Source organism: Pseudomonas sp. DWP3-1-3b3 (assembly GCF_049896305.1).
GTDB lineage: Bacteria > Pseudomonadota > Gammaproteobacteria > Pseudomonadales > Pseudomonadaceae > Aquipseudomonas > Aquipseudomonas azotoformans_A.
In genome coordinates this window covers 456,804-471,975 of the sequence record NZ_JAFCUA010000005.1, presented here as the reverse complement: position 1 = coordinate 471,975, position 15,172 = coordinate 456,804, and the positions used below count along the sequence as shown (strand labels likewise).

19 protein-coding genes and 1 tRNA gene are annotated in these 15,172 nt (G+C 56.7%); 14 read left to right on the top strand and 6 right to left on the bottom strand.

Translation table 11 applies throughout. The annotated features are described in order from the left end of the window. Positions 1-86 precede the first annotated feature (86 nt). The 6 genes from ACP7BX_RS18450 (at position 87) to ACP7BX_RS18425 (ending at position 4,786) form a co-directional block, all read left to right on the top strand. The gene (locus tag ACP7BX_RS18450; RefSeq protein WP_033903025.1) at positions 87-647 is read left to right on the top strand and encodes a carboxymuconolactone decarboxylase family protein; all 561 of its coding nucleotides are present in this window, start codon (positions 87-89) and stop codon (positions 645-647) included. Between the two features lie 33 nt (positions 648-680). Further along, a complete protein-coding gene (locus tag ACP7BX_RS18445) occupies positions 681-1,742 on the top strand; it encodes an acyl-CoA dehydrogenase family protein (protein WP_426128690.1) in 1,062 nt (353 codons plus the stop codon). After that, positions 1,739-2,542: an ABC transporter ATP-binding protein gene (locus ACP7BX_RS18440; protein ID WP_426128692.1), complete on the top strand. Its 804-nt coding sequence runs from the start codon at positions 1,739-1,741 to the stop codon at positions 2,540-2,542. Before ACP7BX_RS18445 ends, ACP7BX_RS18440 begins: the two co-directional genes overlap by 4 nt. Then, positions 2,529-3,728 (top strand): ABC transporter substrate-binding protein, encoded by a 1,200-nt coding sequence (locus tag ACP7BX_RS18435; protein WP_314526340.1) that lies wholly within the window; start codon positions 2,529-2,531, stop codon positions 3,726-3,728. The genes ACP7BX_RS18440 and ACP7BX_RS18435 overlap by 14 nt, the downstream gene beginning before the upstream one ends. Then, positions 3,725-4,486, top strand: a complete 762-nt coding sequence (locus tag ACP7BX_RS18430) for an ABC transporter permease (protein ID WP_426128694.1) — start codon at positions 3,725-3,727, stop codon at positions 4,484-4,486. Before ACP7BX_RS18435 ends, ACP7BX_RS18430 begins: the two co-directional genes overlap by 4 nt. Before the next feature lie 111 nt (positions 4,487-4,597). Next, positions 4,598-4,786 (top strand): hypothetical protein, encoded by a 189-nt coding sequence (locus tag ACP7BX_RS18425; RefSeq protein WP_010210250.1) that lies wholly within the window; start codon positions 4,598-4,600, stop codon positions 4,784-4,786. A 6-nt stretch (positions 4,787-4,792) separates the two neighbouring features. Here ACP7BX_RS18425 and ACP7BX_RS18420 read toward each other — a convergent pair whose 3' ends face one another. Beyond that, on the bottom strand, positions 4,793-5,173 hold the full coding sequence (locus tag ACP7BX_RS18420) for a fe2+ zn2+ uptake regulation protein (RefSeq protein WP_314526357.1): 381 nt from the start codon (positions 5,171-5,173) through the stop codon (positions 4,793-4,795). 237 nt (positions 5,174-5,410) lie between these two features. Here ACP7BX_RS18420 and ACP7BX_RS18415 point away from each other — a divergent pair, with 237 nt between their 5' ends. The 3 genes from ACP7BX_RS18415 (at position 5,411) to ACP7BX_RS18405 (ending at position 8,943) form a co-directional block, all read left to right on the top strand. Next, complete coding sequence (locus ACP7BX_RS18415) at positions 5,411-7,696, top strand: acylase (RefSeq protein WP_426128697.1); 2,286 nt, start codon at positions 5,411-5,413, stop codon at positions 7,694-7,696. Positions 7,697-7,908: 212 nt separating this feature from the next. After that, a tRNA-Cys gene (locus ACP7BX_RS18410) sits at positions 7,909-7,982 on the top strand. Positions 7,983-8,226: 244 nt separating this feature from the next. Continuing rightward, on the top strand, positions 8,227-8,943 hold the full coding sequence (locus ACP7BX_RS18405) for a hypothetical protein (protein ID WP_426128699.1): 717 nt from the start codon (positions 8,227-8,229) through the stop codon (positions 8,941-8,943). Between the two features lie 24 nt (positions 8,944-8,967). Here ACP7BX_RS18405 and ACP7BX_RS18400 read toward each other — a convergent pair whose 3' ends face one another. Then, complete coding sequence (locus ACP7BX_RS18400) at positions 8,968-9,489, bottom strand: tyrosine-type recombinase/integrase (protein ID WP_426160717.1); 522 nt, start codon at positions 9,487-9,489, stop codon at positions 8,968-8,970. Between the two features lie 296 nt (positions 9,490-9,785). On the opposite strand from ACP7BX_RS18400, the gene ACP7BX_RS18395 reads away from it, so the two are divergent. Next, positions 9,786-10,649 carry a hypothetical protein gene (locus tag ACP7BX_RS18395; protein ID WP_426160716.1) on the top strand — a complete coding sequence of 288 codons (864 nt, stop codon included), beginning with the start codon at positions 9,786-9,788 and terminating at the stop codon, positions 10,647-10,649. A 28-nt stretch (positions 10,650-10,677) separates the two neighbouring features. Further along, the gene (locus tag ACP7BX_RS18390; RefSeq protein ID WP_426128705.1) at positions 10,678-11,049 is read left to right on the top strand and encodes a hypothetical protein; all 372 of its coding nucleotides are present in this window, start codon (positions 10,678-10,680) and stop codon (positions 11,047-11,049) included. Here the strand turns inward: ACP7BX_RS18390 and ACP7BX_RS18385 are convergent. After that, on the bottom strand, positions 11,034-12,101 hold the full coding sequence (locus ACP7BX_RS18385) for an acyltransferase family protein (protein WP_426128707.1): 1,068 nt from the start codon (positions 12,099-12,101) through the stop codon (positions 11,034-11,036). The two genes, ACP7BX_RS18390 and ACP7BX_RS18385, sit on opposite strands and share 16 nt — an antisense overlap. 90 nt (positions 12,102-12,191) lie before the next feature. Between ACP7BX_RS18385 and ACP7BX_RS18380 the strand changes: the two genes are divergently transcribed. Together ACP7BX_RS18380 and ACP7BX_RS18375 are read left to right on the top strand one after the other, a co-directional pair. Further along, positions 12,192-12,725 (top strand): glycoside hydrolase family 19 protein, encoded by a 534-nt coding sequence (locus ACP7BX_RS18380; RefSeq protein WP_426129118.1) that lies wholly within the window; start codon positions 12,192-12,194, stop codon positions 12,723-12,725. A gap of 4 nt (positions 12,726-12,729) precedes the next feature. Continuing rightward, positions 12,730-13,131, top strand: a complete 402-nt coding sequence (locus ACP7BX_RS18375; protein ID WP_426128709.1) for a DUF2514 family protein — start codon at positions 12,730-12,732, stop codon at positions 13,129-13,131. Here ACP7BX_RS18375 and ACP7BX_RS18370 read toward each other — a convergent pair. Continuing rightward, complete coding sequence (locus ACP7BX_RS18370) at positions 13,112-13,471, bottom strand: hypothetical protein (protein ID WP_426128711.1); 360 nt, start codon at positions 13,469-13,471, stop codon at positions 13,112-13,114. The two genes, ACP7BX_RS18375 and ACP7BX_RS18370, sit on opposite strands and share 20 nt — an antisense overlap. Positions 13,472-13,821: 350 nt before the next feature. On the opposite strand from ACP7BX_RS18370, the gene ACP7BX_RS18365 reads away from it, so the two are divergent. Then, on the top strand, positions 13,822-14,271 hold the full coding sequence (locus ACP7BX_RS18365) for a hypothetical protein (RefSeq protein WP_426128713.1): 450 nt from the start codon (positions 13,822-13,824) through the stop codon (positions 14,269-14,271). A 101-nt stretch (positions 14,272-14,372) separates the two neighbouring features. Here ACP7BX_RS18365 and ACP7BX_RS18360 read toward each other — a convergent pair whose 3' ends face one another. After that, positions 14,373-14,618: a hypothetical protein gene (locus ACP7BX_RS18360; protein ID WP_426128715.1), complete on the bottom strand. Its 246-nt coding sequence runs from the start codon at positions 14,616-14,618 to the stop codon at positions 14,373-14,375. Then, a complete protein-coding gene (locus tag ACP7BX_RS18355) occupies positions 14,619-15,149 on the bottom strand; it encodes a GNAT family N-acetyltransferase (RefSeq protein WP_426128717.1) in 531 nt (176 codons plus the stop codon). Positions 15,150-15,172 lie beyond the last annotated feature (23 nt).

Below are 15,172 nucleotides of genomic sequence, written 5' to 3'. Positions count from 1 at the left end.
AGAGCAAGTAATCGCTACTTTAGACTATTGAGGCGATTTTTTATAACCAACAGACTGGATACACGAACTCATCAGGAGACGCCTCCATGTCCCGTGTACCCTTGCTCACCCCTGAAACCGCGCCGGAAGCGGCCAAGCCTTTGCTGGAAAACGCACTGAAGGGCTCGGGTTTCATTCCCAATCTACTCGCAGTGCTGGCCAATGCGCCCGCTGCGTTGGAAACCTACATCACCGTCTCCGCTTTGAACGCCAAATCTGAACTGGGCCTGGCCGACCGCGAAGTGGTGCAACTGATTGCTGCCACCACTCACGGTTGCGATTTCTGCGTGGCCGGCCACACCGCCGTCGCGCGTAACAAAGCCAAGTTGCCGGAAAGCGTCATCGAAGCCCTGCGTCAGCGTGGCGAGCTGCCCGATGCCCGTTATGAAACCCTGGCGGCCTTCACCCGCGAAGTGATCGCCACCCGGGGTGATGTGAGCGATGCGGGCTATGACGCATTCCGCGCCGCCGGTTACACCGAAGGCCAGGCGCTGGAAGTGATTCTGGGCGTCAGCCTGGCAACCTTGTGCAACTTCGCTAACGTGTTTGCTCGTACTCCACTGAACCCGGAGCTGGCGCAATACCGTTGGGAAAAGCCCGCAAGTTGAAGTTGGCCCACCTGCTGTAAAGGAGAAACAGGAATGCTTGACCCCATCTTGAGCCGTTGGCTCGACATCCAGGCGCAAGCTTTGGACGTGGGCAGTTGCGATCCACAGGAAGTGCTGCCACGGCTGGCAGAGGCCAACGTATTACGCATCGGCGTGCCGACTCACCTGGGCGGCCTGGGTGGTGATGTGGCTGGCGCCGTGGAGGCCATCGCCAACGTTGCCAGCCATTCCCTGGCGGCGGCATTCGTGTGCTGGGGCCAGCGCTCGTTTATCGAGTATCTGCTGCAGAGTCCCAATGCGCGGCTGCGTGAACAGTTGCTGCCCGATTTGCTCAGCGGCAAGCTGGCGGGGGCCACGGGGCTGTCCAACGCGATGAAGTTCTTGTCGGGCATCGAGACCCTGCAGATCAGCGCCGAACCGTCCAACGATGGCTGGACCCTCAACGGCCGCCTGCACTGGGTGACCAACCTGCGCAAGAACGGTTTTGTCGCGGCGGCGGCCATTGAGCACGCGGGCGGTGGTGCGCCGTTTATCCTGGCGATACCGGACTCGGTGGCAGGTTTGCAGCGTTCTCGCGACCTGGAATTGCTCGGCTTGCAGTCAAGCAACACGGCGGCCCTGGATCTGGAACGCGTGGAGCTGAGTCGCGACTGGCTGCTGCACGAAGACGCGCGCAAATTCCTGCCGGCGGTGCGCCCGGCGTTCCTGGGCCTGCAGTGCGGGATGTCCATCGGGTTGGCGCGTCGTTCCCTGGCGGAAGTCGCCAACCACCTGGGCGCGACCCGCACGGTGCTGCGCGAAGAGTTGGAAACCCTGCGCGTGACCCTGGACCATTTGGTCAACGACTTGAAAGGTGGCCTGTTGGCAGGGCGTTTCGCCGCCGAACCGGTGCCGTTGTTCAAGCTGCGCATCGCCCTGGCGGAGACCGCCGCCAGCGCCGTGCAGCTGGAGTTGCAGGCCAGCGGCGGCAAGGCTTATCTCACCGCCCACGGCAGTGGTTTCGCGCGACGTTGGCGTGAATCGGCGTTTGTGCCGATCGTGACGCCAAGCCTGGTGCAATTGCGCACTGAACTGCAGCGTCAGGCCAACCTATGACAGCGGCCGTATTGAGTGCCCAGGGGATTTGCCTGGGCTATGCCAGCGGGCCGGTGTTGCAGCACTTCGACCTGCACTTGCAACCCGGTGAAGTGGTGTCGATCCTCGGTCCCAGCGGGGTGGGCAAGTCCAGCCTGTTGCGCGTCCTCGCCGGTTTGCAGGCACCGCAGGGCGGCAGTGTGCGCGTGCTGGGCGAGCCGTTGAACGGTCCTCATCCACGCGTGGCGGTAGCCTTCCAGGACCCGAGCCTGCTGCCCTGGCTGAACCTGGAAAAGAACGTTGCCTTCGGCCTGGATTTCGCCCGGCAACCCCATCTGAGCGCTGACGAGCGCCGCCAGCGCGTCGACCATGCCATCGCCGCCGTAGGCCTGGAGCATGCGCGGCAGCACTTCCCGGCGCAGTTGTCCGGCGGCATGGCCCAGCGCACGGCGTTGGCCCGCTGCCTGGCACGCCAGCCCCAGGTGCTGTTGCTGGATGAACCCTTCGGCGCCCTGGACGAAGTGACCCGCGCCGATATGCAGCACCTGTTGCTCAAGGTCAACCGCGAGCAAGGCTCGGCGGCAGTGCTGATCACCCATGACATTGACGAAGCGCTGCTGCTGTCCGATCGCATCCTGCTACTGGGTAACCGCCCGGCGCGGACGTTGGGCGAATGGCTGATCGACCTGCCGCAACCCCGCGAAGAACAGGTGGAAGCCATCGGCGCGCTGCGTATCGACATCCTTAAAACCCTACGGCAGGCGAGCCGCCCTCAATCCAACCCCCTTGATTTGCTGGAGCCTGCCCATGTGCCTGGATGACCTGTCCCATTCGCGCCGCGACTTTCTCAAACTTTCCGCCGTGCTCAGCGCCGCCGGTGCCTTGCCGCTGCTCAGCAGTTTGCAAGCCCGCGCCGCCAGCGAGCCGGATGCACCGGTACGCATCGGCTACCTGCCGATCACCGACGCCACGCCGCTGCTGGTGGCGCACAACAACGGCCTGTTCGAAGCCGAAGGCATCAAGGCCGAACGCCCGGTGTTGCTGCGCAGTTGGGCGCAGGTGATCGAAGCGTTTATCTCAGGGCAGGTCAATGTGATTCACCTGCTGTCACCGATGACCGTGTGGGCACGTTATGGCAGCAAGGTGCCGGCCAAGGTGGTGGCGTGGAACCATGTGGGCGGCTCCGGCCTGACCGTGGCGCCGGGCATCACCGATGTGAAGCAACTGGGCGGCAAATCGGTAGCGATTCCGTTCTGGTACTCGATCCATAACGTGGTGGTGCAGCAACTGTTCCGTGACAACGGCCTCACGCCGGTGGCGCGGGCGGCGGGCAGTGCGATTGCGGCCAATGAGGTCAACCTGATCGTGTTGCCCCCTTCGGACATGCCACCGGCCCTGGCCAGCCAGCGCATCGACGGTTATATCGTCGCTGAGCCGTTCAACGCCCTGGCGGAAAACCTCAAGGTTGGTCGCGTGCAGCGCTTTACCGGCGACGTGTGGCGCAACCACGCGTGCTGCGTGGTGTTCATGCACGAACACGACCTGGCCAACCGTCCGGAGTGGTCGCAGAAGGTGGTGAACGCCATCGTCAAGGCGCAGGTCTGGACCCGCGACAACCGCGCAGAAGCGGTGAAGCTGCTGTCCAAGGACGGCCCGAACCGCTACACCCCGCATGCCGAGCCGGTATTGAGCAAGGTGTTGGCGCCGGCTGCCGCCGACCGTGCCGCCTACCTGGCAGACGGTGCGATCCAGCACGGAAATTGGGATGAACACCGCATCGACTTCCAGCCGTATCCATTCCCCAGCTACACCGAGGAGCTGGTGCGGCGCCTGAAAGACACCTTGATCGAGGGCGACAAGAAATTCCTCGCTGACCTCGACCCGGCGTTCGTCGCCAAGGACCTGGTGGACGACCGCTTCGTGCGCAACGCCATCGAGGCCGTGGGCGGCATGAAGACCTTTGGCTTGCCGGACGGCTATGAGCGGCAAGAGGAGATCGGCGTTTGAACAACCGTGAAATCCCGGGCTGGTTGCTCGGGTTGAGTGGCTTGGCGGGGTTGCTGTTGCTCTGGTGGCTGGGGGTGAAGGTGTTCGGCACGACGGATGGGTTGTCCGCGCGTTTTTCCCTGGCCGCCACCTTCAGTAGCCTGTGGGAATTGCTGGGACGCGGTGAGCTATATCTGCATATTGCGGTGAGCCTGAAGCGCATTTTTGTCGGGTTGTTCCTGGCGTTGTTGGTCGGCGTACCGTTGGGGTTGCTGGTGGGCCGTTCACGCACACTGGAAGCGGCGACCACGCCGGCCTTTCAGTTCCTGCGCATGATCTCGCCGCTGTCGTGGATGCCCATTGTGGTGATGCTGATGGGGGTAGGCGACCAGCCGATTTATTTCCTGCTGGCGTTTGCCGCTGTGTGGCCGATCATGCTCAACACCGCTGCCGGCGTGCGCCAGTTGGACCCGCGCTGGCTGCAGCTGAGCAGCAGCCTGAGTGCGACGCGCTGGGAGACCTTGCGCCGGGTGATCGTTCCCGGTGTGGTCGGGCATGTGCTGACCGGCGTGCGTTTGGCCATCGGCATTTTGTGGATCGTGCTGGTGCCGTGCGAAATGCTCGGGGTCAGTGCCGGGCTGGGCTATTACATTCTCGACACCCGTGATCGGCTGGCCTACTCGGAGTTGATGGCGATGGTGTTGTTGATCGGGTTGCTGGGCTTTGCGCTGGATGTCTTGGCGCGCTGGCTGCACCAGCGTTGGGTGCACGCCGGCTGATTGGTCGAGCCAAAGTTTTTCATCGCCTGTAACATGAGCGCCTGTCGGACCTGTTCGCCCTTGCGCGCAGGGCAGGTTCGACGCTTTATTTTTCAGGTTCAGGAACCCGTCATGACACAAAAGCAGCGTTTGAAATATTCGATTCTGATTGCCCTGGCCGTACTGGCAACGATGTTTGGCCTGTCCTACTTGCAGAACACCGGGGTTATCAGTGAGAAGACGTTCCAGACCATCGCCATTGCCGTCGCAGTGGTCGTGGTGGTGATCAACGGCATCATGCGCCGCAAGGTCAAGCTCTAAGGGCGATCAGGCACGACCTTCGAGCACCTTGGCAGCCTCTTCATGGAGGCTGTAGCTTTTATCCGCATTGAGGGTGATCACGCCCTCGCTGCACAGGCGCTTGAGCACCTCGCGCACGCTGAGAAACGACAACGGAATGCCCAGCTCCAGCAGATGGCTGTGCACGCCGCGTACCCCGAGGGTGCGCTGGTTGTCGGCGGCAGTGAGCAGGGCGTCGATGACCTTCAGCCGGATCAGGCTGGTGCGCAAGCCAAAACACTTGAGCAGGTGGCGGATACGCTGGTTGCCTTGCTGTTCGGGCGCTTTGCCGAACGCTTGTGCGCCGTTGCCGAAACTGGCCTCGGCAGCCGGTGAATGTCCATCCGTGGGCACTTGCGGGTTGTACATGCAAAAACTCCTTATCAGAGCCTGATCAGGAAAAAATGAGCGCTCTTAGTTAATAAGACGAACGAGCGAGCAAAATCATGAAGTGCCGGATGTAGAAATTTTGTCGGTATCGGTTTTGTCACATCCGCACTGCCTTAAATAAACGTGCCGTCGCGCTAAATTATTCCTGGTGGTTTGCGTTCTTACGGTGGGGTTATTACCCCTTGTGAGGCGGTTAAATCTGACGGTGGAGTTTGCGTGATTATTTCCAATGGGTTGTCCAGGGTAGGTGTGGCGGGCGTGTTGCTGGGGTTGAGCCTGGCCGCCTCGGCGCGGGAACCGGTGACGCAAGCGTCGGCGGATATCCGGCGCACCAGTTACGGCGTACCGCACATCCGCGCCAACGATGAGCGTGGCCTGGGTTTCGGCATCGGCTACGCCTACGCCCAGGACAACCTGTGCCTGCTGGCCAATGAAGTGGTCACCGTGAATGGCGAGCGCGCCAAGTTCTTCGGCCCCGAGCAGGCGACCCTGGAAGAGCGCAACAACCTGGCCAGTGACGTGTTTTTCACGTGGCTGAACACGCCGGAATCGGTCGCCGCGTTCTGGAAGGCGCAAAGCCCGCAGATCCAGCAACGTATCCAAGGTTATGTGGCCGGCTACAACCGTTACCTGAAAGAGCAGGGCGCTCCGGCGCAGTGCCAGGCGGCGTGGGTGCGGCCATTGGTGGCTGAAGACTTGGTCAAGCTAACCCGTAGGTTGTTGGTCGAAGGCGGTGTCGGCCAATTCGCTGAGGCCTTGGTGGGTGCGACGCCGCCCCAAGCCACAGCCAGTGTACCGACCGACTCGAAAGCCTTTGAACTGGCCGCCGCCAAGCAGCAGCGCTTCGCCTTCGATCGTGGCAGTAACGCCGTAGCGGTGGGCCGCGATCGTTCGTTCAACGGGCGCGGCATGCTGCTGGCCAACCCGCACTTCCCGTGGGTGGGTGGCATGCGTTTTTATGAGATGCACCTGACCATCCCCGGCCAGTTGGATGTCATGGGCGCGGCGTTGCCGGGCCTGCCTGTAATCAACATTGGCTTCAATCAGCATGTGGCGTGGACCCACACCGTGGACACGTCCAAACACTTCACCCTGTACCGCCTGACCCTGGACCCGAAGGATTCCACGCGCTACCTGCTTGATGGCAAATCCGTCGCCCTGGATAAAACCACGGTGACGGTGCAGGTCAAACAAGCCGATGGCAGCCTCAAGGGTCAGTCGCACACCGTCTATAGCTCGCAATTCGGCCCGGTGGTGCAATGGCCGGGCAAGCTTGACTGGGACAACCGCTACGCCTTCAGCCTGCGTGACGCCAACCTGGGCAACGACCGTGTGCTGCAACAGTGGTACGCGATGAACCGCGCGGGCAGCCTCGATCAACTGAAAACCTCGGTGCACACTCTGCAAGGTATCCCGTGGGTCAACACCCTGGCCGCCGATGACCAAGGCCAGAGCCTGTATATGAACCAGTCGGTGGTGCCCAACGTCAGCGCGGCCAAACTCGCGCAATGCAGCGACCCCCGTGCAGGTCTGCAGATGATCATGCTCGACGGCGCCCACAGCGCCTGCGCCTGGGACATTGACCCGCGCGCCGCCCAGGCTGGCATTTTCCCGGCCGATCAATTGCCGCAACTGCAACGCACCGACTACGTGCAGCACTCCAACGACTCGGCCTGGCTGGCCAACCCCAAGGCGCCGCTCACCGGCTTCTCCCCAGTGATCAGCCAGGATCACATCGGCCTCGGCCCGCGCGCGCGTTTCGCCTTGCAACGCCTGCAATCCCTGGATAAACCGATCGGTGTCACCGACCTGCAAAACATGGTGATGGACAACGAGGTGTACCTGGCGGGCCAAGTCATGCCCGACCTGCTCGCATTCTGCGCCAAACACCTCGGCGCCGACGCCACTGCGCTGCAGCCCCTGTGCACCGACTTGAAAAACTGGGACCAGCGCGCCAACCTCGACAGCGGCATCGGCCTGCTGCACTTCATCAACCTGGTGCAACACCTGCAGCAAATTCCCGATGCCTGGCGCGTCGCCTTCGACCCGGCCCAACCCCTCACCACGCCACGCGGCCTGGCCATCGAACGCGCGGACGTCGCCAAAGCCCTGCGCGACGCCATGCTGGCGTCCACCGCCGACGTCGCCAAACTCGGCCTCACCGCCAACAGCACCTGGGGCGACGTCCAAGTCTCCGGCCAAACCCCGATCCACGGCGGCCCGCAAGAGCTGGGAATCTACAACGCCATGCAAACCGTGCCCCGCGCCGACGGCAAGCGTGAAGTGGTCAGCGGCACCAGCTACCTGCAAATCGTCACTTTCGACGACCAGGGGCCCCATGCCCAAGGCGTACTCGCGTTCTCCGAGTCCAGCAACCCAGCGTCCAAACACGCCAAGGACCAGACCCAAGCCTTCTCCCAGAAAAAGCTCAGCCCATTGCCCTTCACCGAAGCGCAAATCAAGGCCGACCCGCAGTACCAACAACTCCACATCAAGGAGTAGGGCAGCCCCGCAACCCCTTGATGCCAATACGAAATATTTTTGAAATCAAGGGGTTGCACGCTTTGGCAAATACGTACATAATGGCGCCCATCGAACGCAACGAAGCATTAAAAACTTCAATGTATTCAATGAGTTAGAGTAGAGGCAGGGTTTCATAGCCCACTCAAGTTTTTATGCGGTGAGTGTCAGCAGTCAGGACATTGATCGTTTGAGGCCGAGTAGCAAAATGGTTATGCAGCGGATTGCAAATCCGCCTACGCCGGTTCGATTCCGACCTCGGCCTCCACTCTTAAAGCCCCGTAGATCAATGGTCTACGGGGTTTTTTAATGCCCGAAATTTATGATCCCTTCCGCAACTTTTGGGACCCCTTCCGCAACCCCCGGATATTTTAGCCAGAATCTCGCACGGATTCTGCGAGTCAGCTACGTCCTTGTGTGACCTGTGGTTGAGATTGCCATTCTCGTTTCATAGACTTGATGCTACGTTAGAGTGATATTTGATAAATCACCAAATCTCGCTAGGGAAGCTTATGAAAAGGTACGAGGACATACAGGCTGTTCTTGAAGACTGTGCTTCAAGCATTTCAAGAATTAAAGAAAGGTACGAAGCTGCGAGATCGGACGAGGGTCAATTAGAAATTCTAAAACCGGTTGTAAAGTCTGCTTTAGAACAGTGCCGGAGCGTACTGGAATATTCTGCTCAGGATATCTGGGAAAGTTATACAAAGAAAAAGAACTCTCCTCATTTTCCATATGGAAAGGATGAAGAGAGCTTCTCAAAAAGTTTGAGAAAAAACTTGCCAGGCTTAGATACACAAAGACCAGACCTGCTTCAGGTAGTATGCAGTATTCAGCCGCATATTTGCGGCAGCCTATGGCTATATGATTTTTGCGTCCTCACCAATTTTAACAAGCATGACAGACTAAAACCTCAGATCAGGAAAGACTCGCCTTCCAATACCATAAGCATTGGGGATGGCGGCATGGTCATGCGGGATAGTGGCAATATCCGAATAAATCAATGGTGGGTGGATGGCGTCCTGATAAATCCACAGCCACTAGTACTGTCTAATTCAATGACCCAGCAGCAGCTTAGAGGGATGATAATTGATAGTGTTAAGGTAAGAAAAGAGCATGATTGGGTAGAATTTCATTTTGAGGGTTCTATGAATGATGTTCTCAAGTTACTGGACTCGTCCCATGCTGAGATTGGTCGATTTGTCGGAGAGCTAAATAAACGCATTTAGTGAGTGTAGTATCAAGTCTAGTGATCACTTAGTGGGTTTTACGATCTCGCCAACGCGCCCATAGACCTTCTTGGTCATCTCCTCGGTGGAGTGGCCTAACAGCCGGCTTGCGTGCGTCAGTTCGATTTCACTGGCTGCTTTAGGACGGATGTCCTTGAATTGGAACTGGCGAATGAGCACGGCCAGAGCGGAGTCTCCGTCGGCCCCGGCTTTGATCGCAGCTTTATCACGTGCTTCGTCCCAACGGTTGCGCAGCATCTGCTGGCTCATTCGAAGGCCGGATGTGTTGGTGATTAGCCTCGATGTCTTTATGCCGTTAAGCGCTCGGCGCTCCTGCAGGTCATTGATAAAGGCACTCAGCCCCGACTCCACGCCATCTTCTTCCAGTCGCAGGCGTAGCTTCTTCGCGCTCTTTCCCTGTTTGATCATCAGGAACCCTGCGTTCAAATCCGTGGTTGCCACCTTCAGCGCGTCTGCAGGGCGCTGGCCGGTTAAGTAGGCCAGGTCCATAGCATCCTTGAGTTCCTGAACGGCCGCTTCGTACACTGCATTCCACACGATATCGCCTGCGTAATAATCGCGAGGGGTCTCTTTGTTATGCCGTACACCGATGATCAGAAGATCTCCGACTCTTCGGTCGCGTTTGCGAGTCAGCCCGAAGCCGAGGCCGGGATGTCAGCCACCAAGGCGATGAGCCCGCTTCGGGTATTTCAGGCGATCGCCAAGGTGGTCACCCGGGCTACTGAACCGCGTTTGGATGGCTTAAGATTGCTACCCAGACGCAGGTCATTATTGGGATAAATGACTCTGCGGCCGTAACACCTAAAAAGCTTGCAGTTCGATTGAACGACAAAGCTGATTTAGAAACCCCCATATTTACTGGTCAGCCGGCCACGAATTCGACCCCTCGACTTCATGATAATAGCGCTAGATTGGCTAACACCAACTTCGTGTATCGGGAGCTTCTCTCGCTTTCTAACGGCGTGGTCGGGAGTGCTAGAAATCTCAAGATGGCTGTCGTTGCTGCAGGTTATATTGCGACTCTGACGGCAGATGAAATAATCGTTGCCGTTGCCCTTGGTGGTGCTCAGGCTAAGCTTTACTCGTTTAGCAATACTATCAATCTTTCAATTAATGGTGCCGGAGGGATGGATACAGACACCACTCCGGCAAATGGTTGTGTAGCGATATACGCGATATTAAACCCAACAATGGGCACGACCGCACTGCTCGCAAGAAACGCAACATCGGCAGTTGCGCCATCCGTTTATGGCGGTGCCAACATGCCAGCTGGCTACACTCATTCGGCTCTTGTCAGCGTGTGGAGGACGAATGCTAGCAGCCAGCTTAAGATTGGATATCAGGCCGATAGAACGATAAATGCAATCGCGGTTAGCGTGCTTGATACAATGGTGGCCACCCCTACATTAACAAGTGTAAACATATCGTCAGCGGTGCCGTTGAATGCAGTTTATGTAACTGGCACGGTTGGGATGAATTCGAACTCCGGCGCTTTAAATTCAACTATTGCCTCAGACGCTACGGTGGGCGGAGTAGGGCTCCAGCAGGTGACTTCATCAGCAGTTACGAATCTGTCTGCGAATTACATTCTTATTTTAGCTACGGCACAAAGAATTTATTACATGTTCACTGCTACTGGCACCAGCGCGAGCATCAATATTTTCATATCGGGGTACGCTATATGATTTATGTACAAGTCGTTGGGGGGGTAAGGTGGTAGCTGTATTTTCTAGCGCTCAAGACAGTGAAAATTGGCCGGGAGTTGTGAAGGTCAGCGAAGATAGTGTGCTGTATCTTGATTTTATTGCCGTATTAAAGTTGAACGAGTCGCTCTCTGCTTTAAGCACTGCTACACAGCAAGCCAATCTCCAGGTAAGCGCTTTGACTGGTCGGGTTGACACGCTGGATTTTGCAGTTTCTGAAGGTGATGCTTCGCAAGCGGAGGTTAAAGAGCTTCCTGTACGGAAAAATCAACTTAAACAGTGGCGCCGCTACAATCGCGATTTGGGGCGAGTTCCGGGACAGCCAGGATGGCCTGATAGCCATTCTTGGCCGACGCAGCCTGAATCTTATCTAGGTGTTTGAACGGCGCCAGATATTCTATCTGTGGCGATCCTGCCAATTTGTATGCTTGGATTTTCAATAATGCGGTTAGCAATGTAGCAAACCAACATCAAGATAGGTAGCGCGGCGAGCGCGTTCGCTGGCAGAGCAGGATTTACATATGAGATCAGTGCAACGATATATTCAGTGAGCCAGTTGTGAAATAGGTATATCGAGAATGTCAGGCTTGATAACAGCTTTATAGGCTTGGCATCTGGCAAAAAACTTTCTAAATAAATAGCCGCTAAGAAGATCGACAGACCGTAATAGATGAAATGCATGTTGCTCCACCGAGGCTGATAAATGTCTATCATTGTCAATGAAGCGAGAATCATTAGCGCAGACGCAACGACTGCCGACAGTATTGGAGATTTTCTATATTTAATTAGATATAGGCACGATCCAACAAGTAAAATCCCGAAATATATACTGGTGTAGCCGAACGCCAATGGTCCAACTGTCGGGAAAGCTGGAGTTATAAAAATTGCTGCAACCGTTGCCGTATAAACCCATGGCAGTATTTTTGTGTTTTCTAGTGCGCCAGATCTTTTTAATACGGCCATGTATATGTAGAATAAAATCTCAACCCGCAGAGTCCATTCGACACCACTAAGAGAATAAGGCGTGTTAAAAAAATCACCAATCAGAAGTAATCGTGGAATCATTACCTCGACACTTGGGAGCGCTATGTTTCTCAGGTGATTGTCCAAAATGGCCTGAAAGACTACTGCTGCAATATAAAGTGGATAAATTCGAAATATACGCTTAATGATGAATTCAAGGGGGCGTTCATTATTTAGGACGTGAGTGATTACGTAACCGGACACTAGGAAAAAAACGATAACTCCGACGACGCCGCCGTAAAACAAAGGCATGCATAGCTCTAAAGCTAATCTAGCAAGCTCATTGTTGTTTTGGTCGGATATAAACCTCTCCATGGCCGGGTAAAACTTATGGCCGATCAGTACGCTTGTGAATGCAAAGATGCGCATGTAGTCCAGAAAAACTATGCGTCGTCGGTTATCTGAAGTCATCCGGGGGCTCTTTCCTTGGGGGCGATGGATTCTACCTTGCATGTCGGTATCAGTCTCGACATGTTTCTTTATTCTCGATGAGGTTCGATGATGCCTATCACTGAGCACCAGTTGCTGCAGATCCTCCCGAACGCCGGCCGCAATGCCGGCGTTTTTGTTCCTGTACTGAATGCCGCCATGGGCAAGTATGGGATCGTAACCAGGTTGAGCATCGCTGCATTCATCGCCCAGGTCGGACATGAGTCTGGGCAGTTGCGCTATGTGCGCGAGATCTGGGGGTCGACCGCGCAGCAGGTCGGGTATGAAGGTCGTGCCGATCTTGGCAACACGGTCAAGGGTGACGGCTCGAAGTACCGGGGGCGTGGGCTGGTCCAGATCACCGGACGGGCGAACTATGCAGATTGTGGTGAAGCCTTGACCCTCAACCTGATCGACAAGCCAGAGCTGCTTGAGTTGCCGCGGCACGCCGCGATGTCGGCGGCCTGGTTCTGGTCTACGAAAGGCCTGAACACGCTGGCAGATCAGGAGGATTTCACGAAGATCACGCGGCGTATTAACGGTGGACTCAACGGCCTGGAAGATCGCCTGCAATTGTGGGAGCGAGCGAAGAAGGTGTTGGCGTGACGCCTTGGCCGGTCTGGTGATGGGTGAGGCCCAGGCGCTGGCTATAACCGAGGCTGGCAATGTGGCCCGGAAAGAAGAACAGCGCCGTCAGGCTCAAGTGAATAACGAAGCAAGCGATGCGCGAGAACAGAACAAAGCCGCAATGGTGGATGCTGGTGTCGCTGGTGCTTCTGGTGACCGGCTGCACGCAGACGCCAATAAGCTCGCCGCCACAGCCTGCGGCAATCCCGGAGCTGCCGAGCGAGGCACATCAGCCAACCGCGCCGCAATGGTGCTCTCCGACCTGCTCCAGCGGGCTGACAAAACAGCGGGAGAGTTGGCGGTTGCTTATGATCGCGCCCGAATAGCTGGCCTGGCGTGCGAGCGGAGCTATCAGGCTTTGAGTGCTAAGCCTGTGGCCCCCTGAGTACTTTAATCTCCAGCAGCAACCGCTGGTTCTCCGTGAACAGGTGGTCCCGCTGCTGGGTAATCAGGTCGATGGGTCGAAAGCTCAAATTCTCAGATGCGTCGTTGCTCTTGGCTGGCGAAAGCTCAAGGGCTTCCCTTAGCGCAGCCTCTGCTGAAGCCTTGCCCGTGGAAAGTAGGTCATTCATCTGGACCAGGCCGGCCACATTGGCCCGCGCTTTTCGCAGCATCGCCGCGGTCCGGATGAGCTCGTCCTCTAGTAGGGCGCACTGGTGCTGGAACATTTCCAGGGACGTAGGGCAGCCGAGCCAATGGGATGTGTCGTCGTCGATGTCTTTCATGGGTGTTTACTCGGCACTGTATATGTGAACAGTAATCGAGGTTTGCATATCGCGCGAGCTCAGCCGACGAAGCCTCTTAGAAACCCCGTAGATTAACGTCTACGGGGTTTTTTATTGCCTGCACATTTTGCGCCTTAAAGTTGCGTACTCATCGCTAAATCATCTAGCAGACTGTGAAACTTGACAGTATCTGACGGGAAAGTAGTCGTTCACTGTTCCTCTGGTTTGTGCCGAGCTTGTCTTGGCATAGGCATTAACAGGCATGCGCAAGGAACAGCGAGTCAGTGTTCTGGGTGAGGTGTTCTTTGCGTGTGTTGTCGAAGCACCCACTTTTCTGAAAGGATTTCAACATGTCGAACGGATTGCAATCACCAGAAGGAACAGCGAAACCTGAAGCACGGCCACAAGCCGGTGAAAACGCCAATGACGCGGCAGTGCCGCCCTCTCAGTTGGCACGCCTGAAAGACTTTTCGACCGTACCCAACACGTATTTGCAAATGGTCGATGGTTATGTAAAAACCACCGAGGACATTACAAAAGCGTCGTTGTATCTGGTAGTGAACTATGGCGAGGGCAATTGGTATATCGTCACCGTGGACACCGCCGAATACCTCTCCTATACGAGCCAGAGTTATCTCTATGCGTATGGCAGCTGGTCGAATGCAGCGTATCTCACTGTAAAGCCACTGAGCTTTATCAAGTACCCTGGGTTGTATCTGTATAACGGGTACGTTTGTTGTAATGGTGTTAAGAAGTCGCCTGGAAAACTGATGAACGTACACCCGGATTGGATCAACTAAGCGGTATGCGCGAATAAGCAGCACTTACTGGCGATCGCTGAATGTGCTGCTTTATCCGGGTTGATCGATAGAATTCCGCGATTACCACCGGTGCAACTCGCTTATGATCGTGTGATGCGCTGGTCCTTTACCTCTGCGGCATACACGCCAATCCTTTCCTGCTGAGCCATTAGTAAGGCACATATGTTCATCAGTGCCACCGCCTCATCCGGCGTCCTGCCGCTGGCTGCCATAGCCGTTAGCTCCACCACCGACCACCCAATCACCGCCGCCGCATCTTCCAGGTCGTAGAACAATTCCTGCTGCGCCGTCCTGGGCCCGTCGAGGCCTTTTATCAACTCATCCATTCAGGCTCCTCGCCGCTTGAGTTCAAGCCCCATCACGTCCATTCCAGTTTCCGCCAGGTCCGTCTTGAACGGGATTTCTCCGATCCACTTGAACCCAAACGCCTCATAAAACCGTCGTGCATCGGGATTGGACTTGAGCACTGTCAGCCACAGCGAGCGCTCACCACGCTCTACAGCCTGGTCGCAAATGAACTGCATAAATCGCTTGCCATACCCGCGCCCGGCGGCGGATTTGAGAAAGTAGATCTTGCGCAGTTCTGCGCCAACTTCACCTGTTATGGGCGCCGGTGCCGACCAGTTGACCTTTGCCAGGCCGACGACTTGCGCGTTGTCATCCGACGCGAGCAGCCATAGAGGGCTGTCGGATGTTTCGAGTGATTGGCGCAGCGCTTCGTGGGAAAAGTCCCGATCCAGGAACGCCTGCAAGCCAGCAGGCGACCAGATCTGCGCAAAGTGTTCTCGATAGGTGGTACAGCCGACTTCGCGCAGGGCTTCAAGGTCGGCTGGGGTCGCTTGATGAATACGGAGCATGGTTCCCTCGTGTCTGGCGGGGC

Coding starts and splice junctions, on each gene's coding strand:
- ACP7BX_RS18450 (WP_033903025.1), top strand. CDS start 87: ATGTCCCGTGTACCCTTGCTCACCCCTGAAACCGCGCCGGAAGCGGCC.
- ACP7BX_RS18445 (WP_426128690.1), top strand. CDS start 681: ATGCTTGACCCCATCTTGAGCCGTTGGCTCGACATCCAGGCGCAAGCT.
- ACP7BX_RS18440 (WP_426128692.1), top strand. CDS start 1,739: ATGACAGCGGCCGTATTGAGTGCCCAGGGGATTTGCCTGGGCTATGCC.
- ACP7BX_RS18435 (WP_314526340.1), top strand. CDS start 2,529: ATGTGCCTGGATGACCTGTCCCATTCGCGCCGCGACTTTCTCAAACTT.
- ACP7BX_RS18425 (WP_010210250.1), top strand. CDS start 4,598: ATGACACAAAAGCAGCGTTTGAAATATTCGATTCTGATTGCCCTGGCC.
- ACP7BX_RS18420 (WP_314526357.1), bottom strand. CDS start 5,173: ATGTACAACCCGCAAGTGCCCACGGATGGACATTCACCGGCTGCCGAG.
- ACP7BX_RS18405 (WP_426128699.1), top strand. CDS start 8,227: ATGAAAAGGTACGAGGACATACAGGCTGTTCTTGAAGACTGTGCTTCA.
- ACP7BX_RS18385 (WP_426128707.1), bottom strand. CDS start 12,101: ATGACTTCAGATAACCGACGACGCATAGTTTTTCTGGACTACATGCGC.
- ACP7BX_RS18380 (WP_426129118.1), top strand. CDS start 12,192: ATGCCTATCACTGAGCACCAGTTGCTGCAGATCCTCCCGAACGCCGGC.
- ACP7BX_RS18370 (WP_426128711.1), bottom strand. CDS start 13,471: ATGAAAGACATCGACGACGACACATCCCATTGGCTCGGCTGCCCTACG.
- ACP7BX_RS18365 (WP_426128713.1), top strand. CDS start 13,822: ATGTCGAACGGATTGCAATCACCAGAAGGAACAGCGAAACCTGAAGCA.
- ACP7BX_RS18360 (WP_426128715.1), bottom strand. CDS start 14,618: ATGGATGAGTTGATAAAAGGCCTCGACGGGCCCAGGACGGCGCAGCAG.
- ACP7BX_RS18355 (WP_426128717.1), bottom strand. CDS start 15,149: ATGCTCCGTATTCATCAAGCGACCCCAGCCGACCTTGAAGCCCTGCGC.